This window comes from Nonomuraea rosea (assembly GCF_039539705.1).
GTDB lineage: Bacteria > Actinomycetota > Actinomycetes > Streptosporangiales > Streptosporangiaceae > Nonomuraea > Nonomuraea rosea.
Window position 1 is genome coordinate 26,140 of record NZ_BAABDQ010000070.1, and the last position, 13,006, is coordinate 39,145.

Sequence of the window (13,006 nt, forward strand, 5' to 3'; positions counted from 1 at the left end):
GTAACGTAGTGTCAACACTATGCGGAGGGTCGATCGCATGCGCTGGCAGGTCCACTCCGAGAAATCGCTCTACGCCGACCCGTGGCTGGACATCCGGGTCGCGGATGTGGAGCTGCCCGACGGGCGCCATCTCGACCACCGGCTCGTCCGCACCGCGCCGGGCGCGGGGGCCGTCGTCACCGACGACAAGGACCGGGTGCTGTTGATCTGGCGGCACCGCTTCATCACCGACAGCTGGGGCTGGGAGATCCCGCTTGGCCAGGTCGACGAGGGAGAGCTGCCACGGGTGGCGGCGGCGCGGGAGGTCGAGGAGGAGACCGGCTGGCGTCCCGGCCCCCTGCGGCCCATGATGTGCATCCAGCCGACCAACGGGTTCTGCGACAGCACGCACCACATCTACCGGGCCGACACGGCCACCCACATCGGGCCGCCCTCGGACCCGTGGGAGGCGGAGCGGGTGGAGTGGGTGCCCGTCACGGGCATCCACCAGCTCATCGAGACCGGCAAGATCGTCTGCGGGACCAGCATCTCCTGCCTGCTCTACCTGCTGCTCGACAGCCTGCCCGGCGGCGGCGCCCAGCGAGCCAAGGGCCGGCCGTTCGGCACCGCCCGCGACACCAGCGCCCACTCCCGCCTCCCCACCCCACCAGACCTCTTCTGACCACCCCGGCAGGCACCGGATCGCGGCCCTGTGACCGACCCAGGATTCCCGTGATCACAACGCCCGACCGCGCCTCCCGAGCCCGCGCACCCCGGGCCCAGCGCCTGCGAGCGTGCCGCCCTGGCCGGGCGTCTCCGATCATGCCCTCAGGGCGTGCCTTACCGGCCGTTCAAAGACACCCCGCCGCACCCCGGTACGTCCTGGCCGCGTAACCGGCCCAGAAGACGCGTCGTCACGGCGATCAGCCCGTGAGCCTTCACGACCGGCCATGACAGACGGCACCGAAGTGCGGCGCGTGCGGGGACCTTGGCCCGCCGTAAAAGATGGCCTTAAAAGACGGTCACGAGAAGAGATGATCAACCACTCTCGCCGTCGCCTTCCCGTCGTCGCGGGGGGCGAAGGTGGCGCGGAAGGCGTCGTAGCGGTCGGCGTGCGCCGCCGCCACCTCGTCGATCGACATCAGCGCGTCCACCACCTCAGCCGACGTCGACAGCAGGGGCCCCGGCGCCAGCTCAGGCAGATCGATGTAGAGCCCCCGCTTGGACGAGTATTTCGCCAGGTCATAGCCGTAGAACACGATCGGCTTGCCCGTGGCGGCGAAGTCGAACATGACCGACGAGTAGTCCGTCACCAGGACGTCGGCCACCAGGAGCAGGTCGGCCATGTCGGGGTAGGTGGTGACGTCGTGGGCGATGTCGGGGACGGCGGGCATGGCCTGCATCGGGTGGGCGCGCACCAGGATCTCGTGGTCGGCGCCCAGCGCCTCGCGGGTCTTCGCCAGATCCAGCTTGACCATGGCGTTCTTGCGGTCGTAGTCGCGCCACGTCGGCGCGTAGAGCACCACCCGCTTGCCCTCGACCAGCCCGAGGCGCTCCCTGATCGCCGCCGCCAGCGTGTCGCGGTCGGGCGAGTTGAGGACGTCGTTGCGCGGCAGGCCGCTCTCCAGGATCTCGCCCTTGTAGCCGAACGCCTTGCGCAGCACCGGCGTCGCCCACGGCGACTGCGACAGCAGCAGGTCCCAGCCGCGCACCTCCGCCGCCTGCCGGTGCCAGATCGGCGGCCGGGGGTCGCGGGCCATGTGCGGCTGGTCGTTGCCGATGCGCTTGGCCGGGGTGCCGTGCCACGTCTGCACCACCACCTGGTCCTCGCGCGCCCGGAACCAGGCGGGCAGGAACGCGTTGGTGATGATGTGGCGGGACCTGGCCAGGGCGGCGTGGTGCTCACGGCTGCCCGCGCGGACCACGGTCGCGCCGCCCGGCGGCACGAACGCGGCGTCCTTGACGATCCAGATGTGCTCGCGGTCGTCGCCGCGCCGCAGCCGCTCCTCGTAGATGGCGCGGACGCTGTCGGCGTAGAGGCGGCCGTCGTTGACGACGTAGACGGTCGCGTCCGTCAGCGGCTCGGTGCGCTGGGCCGGGTAGAAGACGCGGCGCAGCACGTGGGTGCCCGCGACGCCCCGCTCGTCGGCCGGGCGGGCCTCGTCGACCGTCACCACGGGCACGTCGAAGCGCGTGGAGATCATCCGGAACGTGTGGCCGTCGAGCGTGCGCGGCTCCTCGTCCAGATCCGGCAGGGCGGCGTGGTCCATCCGCAGCGGGACGATCTCGCCGGATGGGTGGCGCATCGACATGTTCCAGGTGCCGGACGTCAGCGGCACGGACTCGCCGAAGCGGTCCATGGACGCGGGCTCGACGCGTACGGAGAACTCCTCGCCGGAGCGCTCCATCGGCAGCAGGTAGGACAGCCCTGAGCGGTGCCGCAGCGTGAGCGTGCGGGGACCGGGCGCGTCGGGGTAGTGGCCGCGCAGCAGCAGCGCGGAGCCCTCCCAGGCCGCGGACGTGATCACCGGGCGGATCCGGTGGGCGGAGACGACCACGCGGTCCCGGCGGTCGCCGAGCACGGTGATCTCGCGGTCGCTCACGGGCGTGCGGGTCTCCACGAGGTCGGCGAGCATGACGGAGGCCGCGGGGTCGCCCTTGGGCTCGACCCAGAGCCGCCGCCCGTCCTTCTCCTGCAGCAGGGTGGGCACGGCCAGGCTGATCAGCACCTGCGTGCCGTCGCCTGCGGGCGTGAAGTCGGCGGCGATCCGGTGGCCGCCCAGCCTCGCGTGACCCTTGGTGACCGTGCGACCGGGCAGGAAGATCTTGAGCTCGAGGCGCTCGCCCTCCACGGACACGCCCGTCAGCTCGGCCCTGTTGGGCTGGAGCACGACCTGCAGCGCCCGGTCGGAGGTCCAGACCGGCCTGGCCCACCAGCCCGGCTTGAGCTTGCGCCCGGCGGGACGCTCGGGGCGGCCCACCGAAGAGCCGCGCAGCAGGCCCGTGGCCCGCGCGCCACGACTCCAGAAGACGATCTCGGCCCGCCACGTCGTGGTGTCGGGCACGGAGGGCCGGTGGCGCATCCGCCGCCGCACCGCCGACACCACGCCGCGAACGGCGCCGCGCCAGCGCAGCGGCCACGGGCTCAGCTCGGCCGAGAAGCCTGACCAGTCGTAGTTGCAGCCCGGCTCGCGGGCCCCGTGGGTGGCCTCGGGCGCCAGGACCCGGCGCGTACGCATGCGGATGGGCGGCAGCCAGCGCGGCCCGCGCAGCACCACGGTCGCCCGGTTGAACCTGCGGCTGCGGACCGACAGCCCCGCCAGATAGGCGAAGCCGGTGACGCGCAGCCTGCCGTTGACCCAGACGATGTCGTCGATGTGGGTCACCGGCACCAGGTCGGCGCGCCGCAGCCGGTAGAGGTCGGGCGGCAGCTCGTCGCGGAAGGGCAGGTCGGCGTACCAGCGCAGGCCCTTGCGGATGCGCTTGGACGGCTCGGCCGCGGCCGTCACGACCTTGGCCAGCGTCTCGCCGTCGACGAGCTCCTCGTCGGGGCGGTGCTCGATCAGGTGACAGACGACGCGGCGGGCGACCGGCAGGTCGCGTTTGACGTCGGGGTCGACGGCCGCGAGGTAGGGGCGTAGGAGGTCGAGCATTTCGCGCCGCCGCGCTGGGCCGCGTTTGACCGCCAGCTCGATGCGTGCCCCGAGCGGGCCGCTGAGCACCTCGGTGTCGAACGCCGCATCGCGACCGCCTGGGCCGACTGCTCGCATGACCGCTTCGAGAGGCTCGCCACGATCGCAAAGATCCTGGACAGCCTTCAGGCGGTCGACGAGCGAAACGCCGCCCTGGCTTTGGGCTGTGACGCCGGTGGCCATAGGGGTGGCACCGCCTTTCGGGCCGCCATCAAGTGTTCTGCCCATGGTAATGCGAGTCACATGTCACGAATTCGCTGGTTCGGCGAAAGCGCAGGTCAGAGTACTTACTGAAAATCCGCTGAACGCTTATTCGGATCTGGGCTCAACGTCCGTCCCATCGGGCCAGGCGCATGTCCACCCGCTCTCCGCGCAGCGGAGTGCCCTCCGCACGCCAGTGGGCCAGGCATCGTTGCACGTGGTCAGGCGCGGCGCCGGTGCCGTCGGCGTGTACGACGCGCCACCACGGAACGCCGCCGCCCCACGTCGACATCACCTTGCCGACCTGACGAGGTCCGCCCTCGCCCAGATATTCGGCGATGTCGCTGTAGGCCATGACCTTCCCGGGCGGGATTCGCTCGACGAGGTCGAGGACCCGCTCGGCGAAGGGGTTCATGGGCTCCATGCCGCCGGGCCCGACTCGATGATCTCGTCGAACTTGCCCATCTCCATCACGCTGCCGCCGCTCACGACCTCCATGACGCCGTCGCGCAGGGCGTAGACCTCGCCGTCCTCGCCCACGAGCCGCGCGCCGAGCACGGCCGACAACCGCAGGAGCTGGGCCACCTGCCAGTCGGAGCCCGGCTCGCCGGCCAGCTGGCCCTGCCAGCGGGCCACCACGTGGGTGCCGGCCCGGTGGCGGGCCACGATCTCGTCAGATCCGCGCAGCTCGAAACCGGCCGGCGCGATGGCCTTCGCAAGCTCCGCGAAGGCGAGTGGCGACTCGCGCACCACCCGCAGCTCGTATCCCATGACGCGGGACCATAGCGGATCTTTACTCCGTCCGACGATCGGAGCGGTCCACACCGCGCATCTAACGGACAAGACGCCCATTGCACAGGGATTCACGCCTTGCGCCGACGTCACGCCCTGCGCCGCATTCACGCATTCACGTCTTGCGCTGGTTGAGCACGATGATCGCGCCACAGAACGTGACCAGCGCCACCAGCAGCCCGCCCCCGTACAGCCACAGCCGCCACGGGTCGGGCCCCGGACGGGTCGGCGTCGGCGAGTCCTCGCCCTGGCCGAAGTGGTCCTGGCCGGGCACGATGCTGCGTTGCTCGCCGGTAAGCCGCTCCGCGGCGTTGAGCGCGGCGGCGGCGTCGACGACGCCGTACCCGGTCTGGTCGTCGTAGCCCGCGGCCGGCCTGCCCCTGGCGCTCGACGCGAGGGCCTGGGCGACCTGCTCGGGCGGCAGGCTGGGATAGCGCGCCTTGATCAGCGCGGCCACGCCCGCCACGAGCGCGGCGGCCGAGCTGGTGCCCTCCGACAGCTCGTAGCCGCTCTTGCGCTTGACCACGGGCACGTCCACGCCGGGCGCGGCGACGAGCACGGACAGGTTGTCGCTGCTGAACGTGGCCCGCTTGCCCTGCTTGTCGGTGGCCGCCACGCCGATGACCCCCGGGTAGCCGGCGGGGAAGCTCCAGTAGGAGGTGCCGTTCTCCTTGGCGTAGACGGTCTGGCCGTCGTTGCCCACGGCGGCGATCAGCACGACGCCCTTGCCGAGCGCGTAGGAGACGGCCTCGCGCTCGGATCTGAGCGGGCCGTAGGAGCCGATCGACATGCTGACGACCTGGGCGCCGTGGTTGGCGGCGTACCGCAGGGCGCGGGCCAGGGGGCTCTCCGCGGAGGTCTGCTCGTCCTCGATCGGCGGTACGCCGTCGGCGGGCTCGTCGTCCACGGCCAGGGGCAGCGACAGGATGCGCGACTCGGGGGCGATGCCGATGAAGCCGTCTCCATCGCCGGAGCCGGCGATCAGGCCGGCCATGGCGGTGCCGTGCCTGCCCGGCGGCAGGTCGCGGGTCACCGCGCCGGACGTCATGTCGGGACCCGCGCTGACCCGTCCCTGCAACTCCTTGACCTTGCCGTCCACGGCGCTGTCCACGACGGCGACGGTGACGCCGCCGCCTTTGGTGACGGTCCACGCCTGCTCGACGTTGAGCGCGTCGAGCACCCACTGCTGCTGCTCGCGTACGGGAGCAGCGGTGGGTCCTGCCAGGAGCAGCAGCGCGGCGGCGAGCGTGCGTACGGCGGTCAGCACACGTTCCCCTGGGTGCAGGGCGGCACCTTGGGCGGGTCCGCCAGGAAGTAGGCGATCTGGTTGCCGATCGACTTGGCCGCCGGCCACAGCTCGCTGTGCAGGATCTCCTCAGGCGGGATGGCGGCCCTGGTCCGGCCGTCGGTGTAGCCGGCGGTCGAGAAGACGATGTAGGGACCCGCGCCCACCCAGCCGGTGCGCTGGCGCTGCTCGACGCCGAAGCGTTCGGTGACGGTGCCGGGGAAGGCCACGGGCAGCACGCCGACGCGGTCGTCCTGGCTGAGCTCCTCGGTCGCGGAGACGCGCGACTCCTCGTCCTTCAGCACGGCGACGCCCACGGTGAACACGAACGAGGCCGTCTGGTCCACGTACGTCGCCCGCAGCATGGTGAGACAGCCGTGACTCTCCAGCACGCCGGCCACGGAGGCGTCCACGCCCTTGGCGCACTGGGTCTCGGGGGCGATGCCGACGCGCCTGGCGTACTGCTGGGCCCGGTCGAGCCCGAGGTATTTCACCTCTTCGGGGAAGACCCCGGTCGCCGGCCAGGCCTCCCAGCGCCTGGCGATCTCCTCCTGCTTGTACTGGTTCTGCTCCGCGGGCGTCAGCGGGCGCGAGCGCGTCTCGGAGAGCAGCCCGACCGTGCCGAGCAGCACGATCACGGCCGACACGGCCACGATGACGCCCAACAGGCCCACGAACATGCGGCGATAGCGGATCCCCTGCTGGAGCTCCACCAGCTCGGCCCGCTCTTTGGCAGCCGTGCGCCGCCTGGAGTCGGCCGCCGGCCAGGCACGCACCCGTGACCGGCGGCCGGTGGAGGCGCCGAGCGGGTTTCTCCGTCCCTGCGCGGCTTCTCCGTCGGCGCGCGGTAGCCCTGAGGTCGACCTACGTGCCCTCACCACCGCCTCGTTCCGTGGTTCATCGCCTCACTCCGTGGGGCGCGTCGGTCGTCCGGATGCCGCTGTCTTCCCCCGTCGCCCTGGTCGCTGCGCTCCCAGCGCTGCTCCGCCAGGCGACGGCGCTCCCTCGCATTCGCATCGTGTCTATTTCGTCCCCCTTAGTTGACAGATCATGCGTCTTGTGAGCTGTGCGCCCGGCGTACGCGTCTGACCAGGACGAATATGACGGCCAAAGACGCGAGCGCGCCGGCGGCGGCCGCGGCGGCGATCGCCGCGTACACCGTGACCCGTTCCTCGTCCCTGACGATGATCTTGATCGGGGCCGTCCTCGCGCGCATCGGCTTGGCGGGATCCTGGGCCTGGGCGCCCTCGGCGGTCTCGGTGTGCGTCGCGAGCCTGGCGGCCTCGGCCAGGGCCTTGGCGGCGTTCACGACGCCGAAGCCGGTGGCGGTGTCGTAGCCGCCCGGCGGCCGGTCGGTGGCGCTGGCGGTCATGGCGCGGGCCACGATCGGCGGCGACATGTGCGGATATTTGGCTTTAATGAGGGCGGCCACTCCGGACACCAGCGCGGTCGCCTGCGAGGTGCCCCTGCCGACCCAGTATTCGTCGCCGGGACCCGCGCCCATGATGTCGACGCCCGGCGCGGCGACCGTGACGGAGGAGTTCCAGTTGGAGAACGTGGCCCGCCGCAACCGCCGGTCCGTCGCCCCCACGGAGACGACGCCGGGGAACGCGGCCGGATAGGAGTAGGGGGCGAAGTCGCCGTCGATCTTCCCCTCGCCGTCGTTGCCCGCGGCGGCGACCAGGACGACGCCTTTGGAGATGGCGTAGCGGATGGCCGCCCGCTCCTCCCTGGTCGCCAGTTCCTTGGAGATCGACATGTTGATCACGTCCGCCCCCTCGTCAACGGCGTAACGAATGCCCCGGGCCACCACGTTCTCGAAGCGTTCGGCCGAGTTGAACTCCCTGAAACCCGGCTCCTCGTCTTCGAGGATGACCCTTACTGACAGTACGTCCGCTTCGGGCGCCACGCCGATGATCCCGAGTCTTCCCTCGCTGCCGTGACCGTGCCCGGCGATCAGCGAGGCCATGTACGTGCCGTGCAGGCGGCGCGGGGCGGCCCCCGGCGGGTTCGCGCCCTCGGTGAAGTCCTTGCCCAGGCGCACCGATCCGACGAGGTCGCGATGGTGCGGATCCACGCCGGAGTCGAGCACGGCCACCGTCACGCCCGCGCCCTTGCTGGCCCGCCAGGCCTGGGGCAGCTCCAGAGTCCTGATCACCGGCTGCTGGCCGCCGCGTACGTCGTCGGCGTGCGCCGGCGCGCCGACGAACAGCAGCGTCCCGGCGGCGAGCGCCGCCGCGGCCCGCCTCAGCACCGCCACTCCTCGGCCGCGCAGTCGGGCATCTCGGGCGTGCTCAGATCGGTCAGCACGCGCTCGGACATCTCGGCGGCGAAGGCGAAGATGGCCGGCCGCTCCTCGCCCGAGGAGCCCGCGGGCCGCCCGTCCACCTGGCCCGCCGTGGTCAGCACCAGATACGGGCCCGCCTGCCGGACCGAGCCTGCCTGGCGTACGGACGGGGTGAACCGGTCGGACACCGTCCCGCGGAAGGCCAGCGGGTGCAGCCCTGGCACGGGCTTGCCGGTGTCGGCGAAGGCCGACTTGGCGCGTACGGCGCCCAGCTCGTCACGCAGCGCCACCACGCCGATCGTGACGAGCACGCCCCGCAACGCGTCGATGTAGGTGGCCCGCAGGACCCCCTTGCAGCCCGCCTTGCGCAGGGCCTTGACCGCCTTGGTGTCCACGGGGTCGCACGCGGTGCGCGGCGAGATGCCGATCCTGCTGGCACGTTCCTGCCCGCCCTGCTCGGCCGAGTACGGCAATGTGGCGGGGAAGATACGGCCCGTGGGCCAGGTGCGCCAGCGCTCGGAGACCTCACGCTGGGCCGCCGTGTGCAGCTCGGCGGCAGTGGGGCCGCGGGTGAGCTCCGTGCCCGCCGCACTGCCCGCCACCCCGGCGGCCACCGCGCAGATCAAAGTCAGCGCGGAGGCCACCACGAGGGTGGGCCAAGGGCGGGCGGAGTTCACTCCACGACCTTAATAGGGGCGTCCGGGGAACATCCCCGGAAACCCTTAGTAGCTGGGCAGGCTCGGGTCCACGGTCTTGACCCAGCTCAGCACTCCGCCGCCGACGTGCACGGCGTCGGCGAAGCCGGCGCTCTTGACGATCGCCAGCGCCTCGGCGGAACGGGCGCCCGACTTGCAGTGGAGCACGATCTTCTTGTCCTGCGGCAGCTTCTCCAGGGCGGAGCCGTTGAGGAACTCGCCCTTGGGGATCAGCGTGGCGCCGGGGATGGAGACGATCTCGTACTCGTTGATCTCGCGGACGTCGACGAGGAAGATGTTCTCGCCGTTGTCCTGCATGGCCTTGAGCTCCTGCGCGGTGATCGTGGAGCCCGTGGCCGCCTCGGCGGCCTCGTCGGAGATCGCGCCGCAGAACGCCTCGTAGTCCTCGAGCAGCTCGGTGACCGTCGGGTTCTTCCCGCAGAGCACGCACTCGGGGTCCTTGCGAACCTTGACGTCGCGGTACTTCATCTCCAGGGCGTCATAGATCATCAGCCGCCCGACCAGCGGGTCGCCGATGCCGGTCAGCAGCTTGATGGCCTCGTTGACCTGGATGGAGCCGATCGACGCGCACAGCACGCCGAGCACGCCGCCCTCGGCGCACGACGGCACCATGCCGGGAGGCGGGGGCTCCGGGTAGAGGCAGCGGTAGCAAGGGCCGTGCTCGGCCCAGAACACGCTCGCCTGCCCGTCGAAACGGTAGATCGAGCCCCAGACGTACGGCTTGCCGAGCAGCACCGCGGCGTCGTTCACCATGTAACGCGTGGCGAAGTTGTCGGTGCCGTCGACGATGAGGTCGTAGCCGGAGAAGATCTCCATGACGTTTTCCGTGGTCAGGGCCGTGTTGTGGATCACGACCTCGACCAGCGGGTTGATCTCGCGGACTGTCGCCGCGGCGCTCTCGGCCTTCAGCCTGCCCACGTCGGACTGGCCGTGGATGATCTGGCGCTGCAGGTTGGACTCATCGACCACGTCGAAGTCGATGACGCCGAGGGTGCCGACGCCCGCCGCCGCGAGGTACATCAGCGCGGGCGAGCCCAGGCCCCCGGCGCCCACACACAGCACCTTGGCGTTCTTCAGCCGCTTCTGCCCCGCCATGCCCACATCGGGAATGATGAGGTGACGCGAGTAGCGGAACACTTCGTCTACGGTCAGCTCTGCGGCCGGCTCGACCAGCGGTGGCAACGACACTTTCTACGCTCCCGTTTTCAGGGGGTCTTATCTCCACTGTGAAACCTAGCTGGGCAGTGGGGCATTCCCCAATCGAGTCTCACCGATCAGACGGCGTGCCTCGGCCGCCACGACCTGCGGCGCCTCCATCATCGCGACGTGCCCCGCCGTCGCCAGCAGCACAAGCCTGACCTGCCTGAACGTACGGTAGGCCTTCGCCGCCATGGCCGGGCGCACCAGCCGGTCGTGTTTGCCGTGCACGATCAGGGTCGGCGCCTGGATCTTGGCCGCCTGGCTCCACAGGTTCTCCTCGCCACGGCGGAAATACTCGGCCACGATGCCCCGGGCCGAGCCGATCATGGCCTCGCCCGCGTAGGGGAGGTCGTCCCGCCTGCGGAGCTCGTCGATCGCGTCGCGCAGGCGTATCGGGTGCACGGCGTTCGCGTTCGCCCAGACCATGGCGAAGGAGGCGTTGATGCGCTGCTCGGCGGGGAGCAGGCGCATCTTGCTCGCCACCCACTCCCCCAGCCTGGGCAGCGCGGCGGCGGCCACGCGGGCGGGACCGTACCTGGGGAGCAGGTCTGGCAGGGCGGGCGAGATGAGCGTGAGCGACCGGACCAGGTCGGGGCGGGTCGCGGCGACCCTGACGGCGATCGCGCCGCCGAGCGAGTTGCCGAACAGGTGGGCCGGGCCCGTATGCTCCATCAGCTCCGTCACGGCCCGCGCGTGGCCCTCCACGGTGTAGTCGCCGTCGGCGGGCGCGGGCGAGAAGCCGGCTCCCGGCAGGTCGGGCGCGTGGCCGTCGACCGTGTCCTTGAGCTCGTCCATGAGGTCGGTCCAGTTGGTCGCCGAGCCGGCCAGGCCGTGCACGAAGACGGCCTGCTCACGGCCGCCGCCTCCCGGATGGGCTGAACCTGCTGCTCGGCTTTCGCCTGGGACCGGCTGGGTCGATCGGACGTACACCGAGCCGATCATGCGTCCCGGCCAGTGCGGGATCGGCTCCACCGCCATGCTTCCTCCTCGTCGCTTCCTCCTCGTCATTCCTTCCACGATAACCATCGCGCCTGGGCGGGGTCTGTATTCCGTACAGACCGGTTTTTATCCCAATTTCCAGGACATCAGGGCTGATATGTCCCGAAGTACGGACAGGGGGAACGTCATGCGCTTCAGCCGCATCGCCGCCGGACTCGTCGCGGCGGCCATCACCGGAGGAGGGCTCGTCGTGACGGCCGGCACGGGCCCGGCGAGCGCCACCGCCGTCCTCGACCGGCCGGGCTGCAGGTATCGAGTCGTACGCGTGCAGACCCGGCTCAACATCCGGGCGGCGCCCAGAGGGCGGGTCGTGGACAAGCTCTACCCCGGTGACCGTACGTGGGGAAGCTGCAAGGCGTTCGGCACGTGGCGCCGGGTGCATGGGACGCACGTCGGCCGCAGGGGGTTCGCCTTCGGCCACTACCTGAAGAAGATCGGCAGACGCTGACCTGCCCCTGGAGGCCGCGGACCGCAGGCGGGTTCGCGGCCTTTCGCATGCCCCGGTCCGCCTTCCGGCCTATTTGGACATATCTGGATATTTCGCTGCATAGATGTCTAATCGATCTCATGACAGCCCAACAGTGCGGCAAAAGCTGCTGTTTGCCGTTTATGGCCGTCAAGGCGGGAAAGCATCAGATCAGCGGTACTCAGCGTGACGCCAAAGGTACTCCCCGTTAGTGGCGGGACAAGCCCGAGGCGGCGACCGCCGGGAACCGTACGAAGCGGAGGACATCTCCAGGGACGGCACCACGCCGGCCCCGGGAATGATGGCCGCCGCCGTGCCAAATGACAGATCTCGCCGGCTGAGCCGGTGGGCGCCAGCATGCCGGCAATTCATCATGCCGCCGGAATGCTGCGCCATTTCGGCAGGAGCGAGAATGTTCGGTGCGGTGGCAATTCATATGTCCGCGAAATTTCGCATTCACGAGTGGATGGCAGGCGAGAGCAGCATGTCTCGCCCGCATTCGGCCGACCCGATAAAGGAAAGCCCGTACGGGGTGGCGTTCGCCGTCGCCTGCTTCCGCCCTGCCAATCGCGGAACAATCGGACATATGGTGCCATTTCATTCGATAGATGTTTAATGCGAGCAATAAGAATGTTAATGTACAGCAAAATAGGGTGATTCCTGTTTGCTCGCCCGCAGCCCCGGAAATGACTTTCATTGGATGACTCTTCAGCAGCCGTCCAAGACCTGTTTTCAGGTACCCGGAAACGTCGAGAACGGGGCAATCGATCCTTAGGGGGAATACGCAATGCCCAAGCTCAAGAGTGTTATCGCAGGCCTCGCCATCAGCACAGCGCTGACCGGCGGAGTGGTCAGCGCGGGCGCGGCCACGACCGCGGCCAGCGCCGCCACCCCGGTCGCCGGTCCGTCCATCCTCATGTCGGACGACTGGGGCTGGGGCCACCACCACAAGCGTCGTCACCACCGCTGCGGCAAGCGCCACCACGGTGGCGGCGGCGGCTGGGGCTGGGGCGGCTGGGGACGCCGTCACCACCGTGGGGGCGGCCAGATCTGCGTCGTCATCCGCAACGACAACCGCAACGACAACAGGCCGCCCACCACCACTACGCGGTAATATGCCGTGTGCTGATGGCGCAGGAATGAGCGCTCGTACTTTCATGGGCGGTCGGCGTTCGCTGGAGAGTGGATTTCGGCTGGTGCATGGCGGGCTCTCGGGAGCGGTCCGCGTTATTGGGCGCGGTTCGGCCTGAGGTTCATTTCTCCTCGTCTCCACGGCACTTCTTCTGGTGAGGGCCCCGCCGGCTTGGCCGGCGGGGCCCTCATTGTGCTGTCCGGCCCCTTTCCGATGGGGGCGGTTATATGCGATGGCGGGGCGGTTGTTTGTCATGC

General features: G+C 70.1%; 12 protein-coding genes. 3 read left to right on the forward strand and 9 right to left on the reverse strand.

All coding sequences use genetic code 11. The annotated features are described in order from the left end of the window. The first annotated feature begins 19 nt into the window (after window positions 1-19). Window positions 20-661: an NUDIX hydrolase gene (locus tag ABEA43_RS64950; protein ID WP_425570738.1), complete on the forward strand. Its 642-nt coding sequence runs from the start codon at window positions 20-22 to the stop codon at window positions 659-661. A gap of 340 nt (window positions 662-1,001) precedes the next feature. Here the strand turns inward: ABEA43_RS64950 and ABEA43_RS64955 are convergent, their stop codons facing one another. The 9 genes from ABEA43_RS64955 to ABEA43_RS64995 form a co-directional block, all read right to left on the reverse strand. Continuing rightward, on the reverse strand, window positions 1,002-3,749 hold the full coding sequence (locus ABEA43_RS64955; protein WP_345579986.1) for a CDP-glycerol glycerophosphotransferase family protein: 2,748 nt from the start codon (window positions 3,747-3,749) through the stop codon (window positions 1,002-1,004). Between the two features lie 247 nt (window positions 3,750-3,996). Then, window positions 3,997-4,287 (reverse strand): MGMT family protein, encoded by a 291-nt coding sequence (locus ABEA43_RS64960; protein ID WP_425570739.1) that lies wholly within the window; start codon window positions 4,285-4,287, stop codon window positions 3,997-3,999. Then, window positions 4,284-4,643: a hypothetical protein gene (locus tag ABEA43_RS64965; protein WP_345579992.1), complete on the reverse strand. Its 360-nt coding sequence runs from the start codon at window positions 4,641-4,643 to the stop codon at window positions 4,284-4,286. Before ABEA43_RS64965 ends, ABEA43_RS64960 begins: the two co-directional genes overlap by 4 nt. A 136-nt stretch (window positions 4,644-4,779) precedes the next feature. After that, on the reverse strand, window positions 4,780-5,931 hold the full coding sequence (locus ABEA43_RS64970; RefSeq protein ID WP_345579995.1) for a S8 family serine peptidase: 1,152 nt from the start codon (window positions 5,929-5,931) through the stop codon (window positions 4,780-4,782). Continuing rightward, window positions 5,925-6,827 carry a hypothetical protein gene (locus tag ABEA43_RS64975; RefSeq protein WP_345579998.1) on the reverse strand — a complete coding sequence of 301 codons (903 nt, stop codon included), beginning with the start codon at window positions 6,825-6,827 and terminating at the stop codon, window positions 5,925-5,927. The genes ABEA43_RS64970 and ABEA43_RS64975 overlap by 7 nt, the downstream gene beginning before the upstream one ends. Before the next feature lie 170 nt (window positions 6,828-6,997). Then, window positions 6,998-8,203, reverse strand: a complete 1,206-nt coding sequence (locus tag ABEA43_RS64980) for a S8 family serine peptidase (protein ID WP_345580001.1) — start codon at window positions 8,201-8,203, stop codon at window positions 6,998-7,000. Further along, window positions 8,197-8,913 carry a hypothetical protein gene (locus ABEA43_RS64985; RefSeq protein ID WP_345580004.1) on the reverse strand — a complete coding sequence of 239 codons (717 nt, stop codon included), beginning with the start codon at window positions 8,911-8,913 and terminating at the stop codon, window positions 8,197-8,199. The genes ABEA43_RS64980 and ABEA43_RS64985 overlap by 7 nt, the downstream gene beginning before the upstream one ends. A gap of 45 nt (window positions 8,914-8,958) precedes the next feature. Next, complete coding sequence (gene moeZ, locus ABEA43_RS64990) at window positions 8,959-10,140, reverse strand: adenylyltransferase/sulfurtransferase MoeZ (protein WP_345580007.1); 1,182 nt, start codon at window positions 10,138-10,140, stop codon at window positions 8,959-8,961. Window positions 10,141-10,185: 45 nt separating this feature from the next. After that, complete coding sequence (locus ABEA43_RS64995) at window positions 10,186-11,130, reverse strand: alpha/beta fold hydrolase (RefSeq protein WP_345580010.1); 945 nt, start codon at window positions 11,128-11,130, stop codon at window positions 10,186-10,188. A gap of 148 nt (window positions 11,131-11,278) precedes the next feature. On the opposite strand from ABEA43_RS64995, the gene ABEA43_RS65000 reads away from it, so the two are divergent. Together ABEA43_RS65000 and ABEA43_RS65005 are read left to right on the forward strand one after the other, a co-directional pair. Beyond that, window positions 11,279-11,599 (forward strand): hypothetical protein, encoded by a 321-nt coding sequence (locus ABEA43_RS65000; RefSeq protein WP_345580013.1) that lies wholly within the window; start codon window positions 11,279-11,281, stop codon window positions 11,597-11,599. 805 nt (window positions 11,600-12,404) lie between these two features. Continuing rightward, window positions 12,405-12,731, forward strand: coding sequence for a hypothetical protein (locus ABEA43_RS65005; protein WP_345580016.1), 327 nt, complete (start codon window positions 12,405-12,407; stop codon window positions 12,729-12,731). Window positions 12,732-13,006 lie beyond the last annotated feature (275 nt).

What these genes read in the sequence shown, in the direction of transcription:
- ABEA43_RS64995 (WP_345580010.1), bottom strand. Translation starts at nt 11,130, where the DNA reads ATGGCGGTGGAGCCGATCCCGCACTGGCCGGGACGCATGATCGGCTCG.
- ABEA43_RS65000 (WP_345580013.1), top strand. Translation starts at nt 11,279, where the DNA reads ATGCGCTTCAGCCGCATCGCCGCCGGACTCGTCGCGGCGGCCATCACC.
- ABEA43_RS64960 (WP_425570739.1), bottom strand. Translation starts at nt 4,287, where the DNA reads ATGAACCCCTTCGCCGAGCGGGTCCTCGACCTCGTCGAGCGAATCCCG.
- ABEA43_RS64955 (WP_345579986.1), bottom strand. Translation starts at nt 3,749, where the DNA reads ATGCGAGCAGTCGGCCCAGGCGGTCGCGATGCGGCGTTCGACACCGAG.
- ABEA43_RS64965 (WP_345579992.1), bottom strand. Translation starts at nt 4,643, where the DNA reads ATGGGATACGAGCTGCGGGTGGTGCGCGAGTCGCCACTCGCCTTCGCG.
- ABEA43_RS65005 (WP_345580016.1), top strand. Translation starts at nt 12,405, where the DNA reads ATGCCCAAGCTCAAGAGTGTTATCGCAGGCCTCGCCATCAGCACAGCG.
- ABEA43_RS64950 (WP_425570738.1), top strand. Translation starts at nt 20, where the DNA reads ATGCGGAGGGTCGATCGCATGCGCTGGCAGGTCCACTCCGAGAAATCG.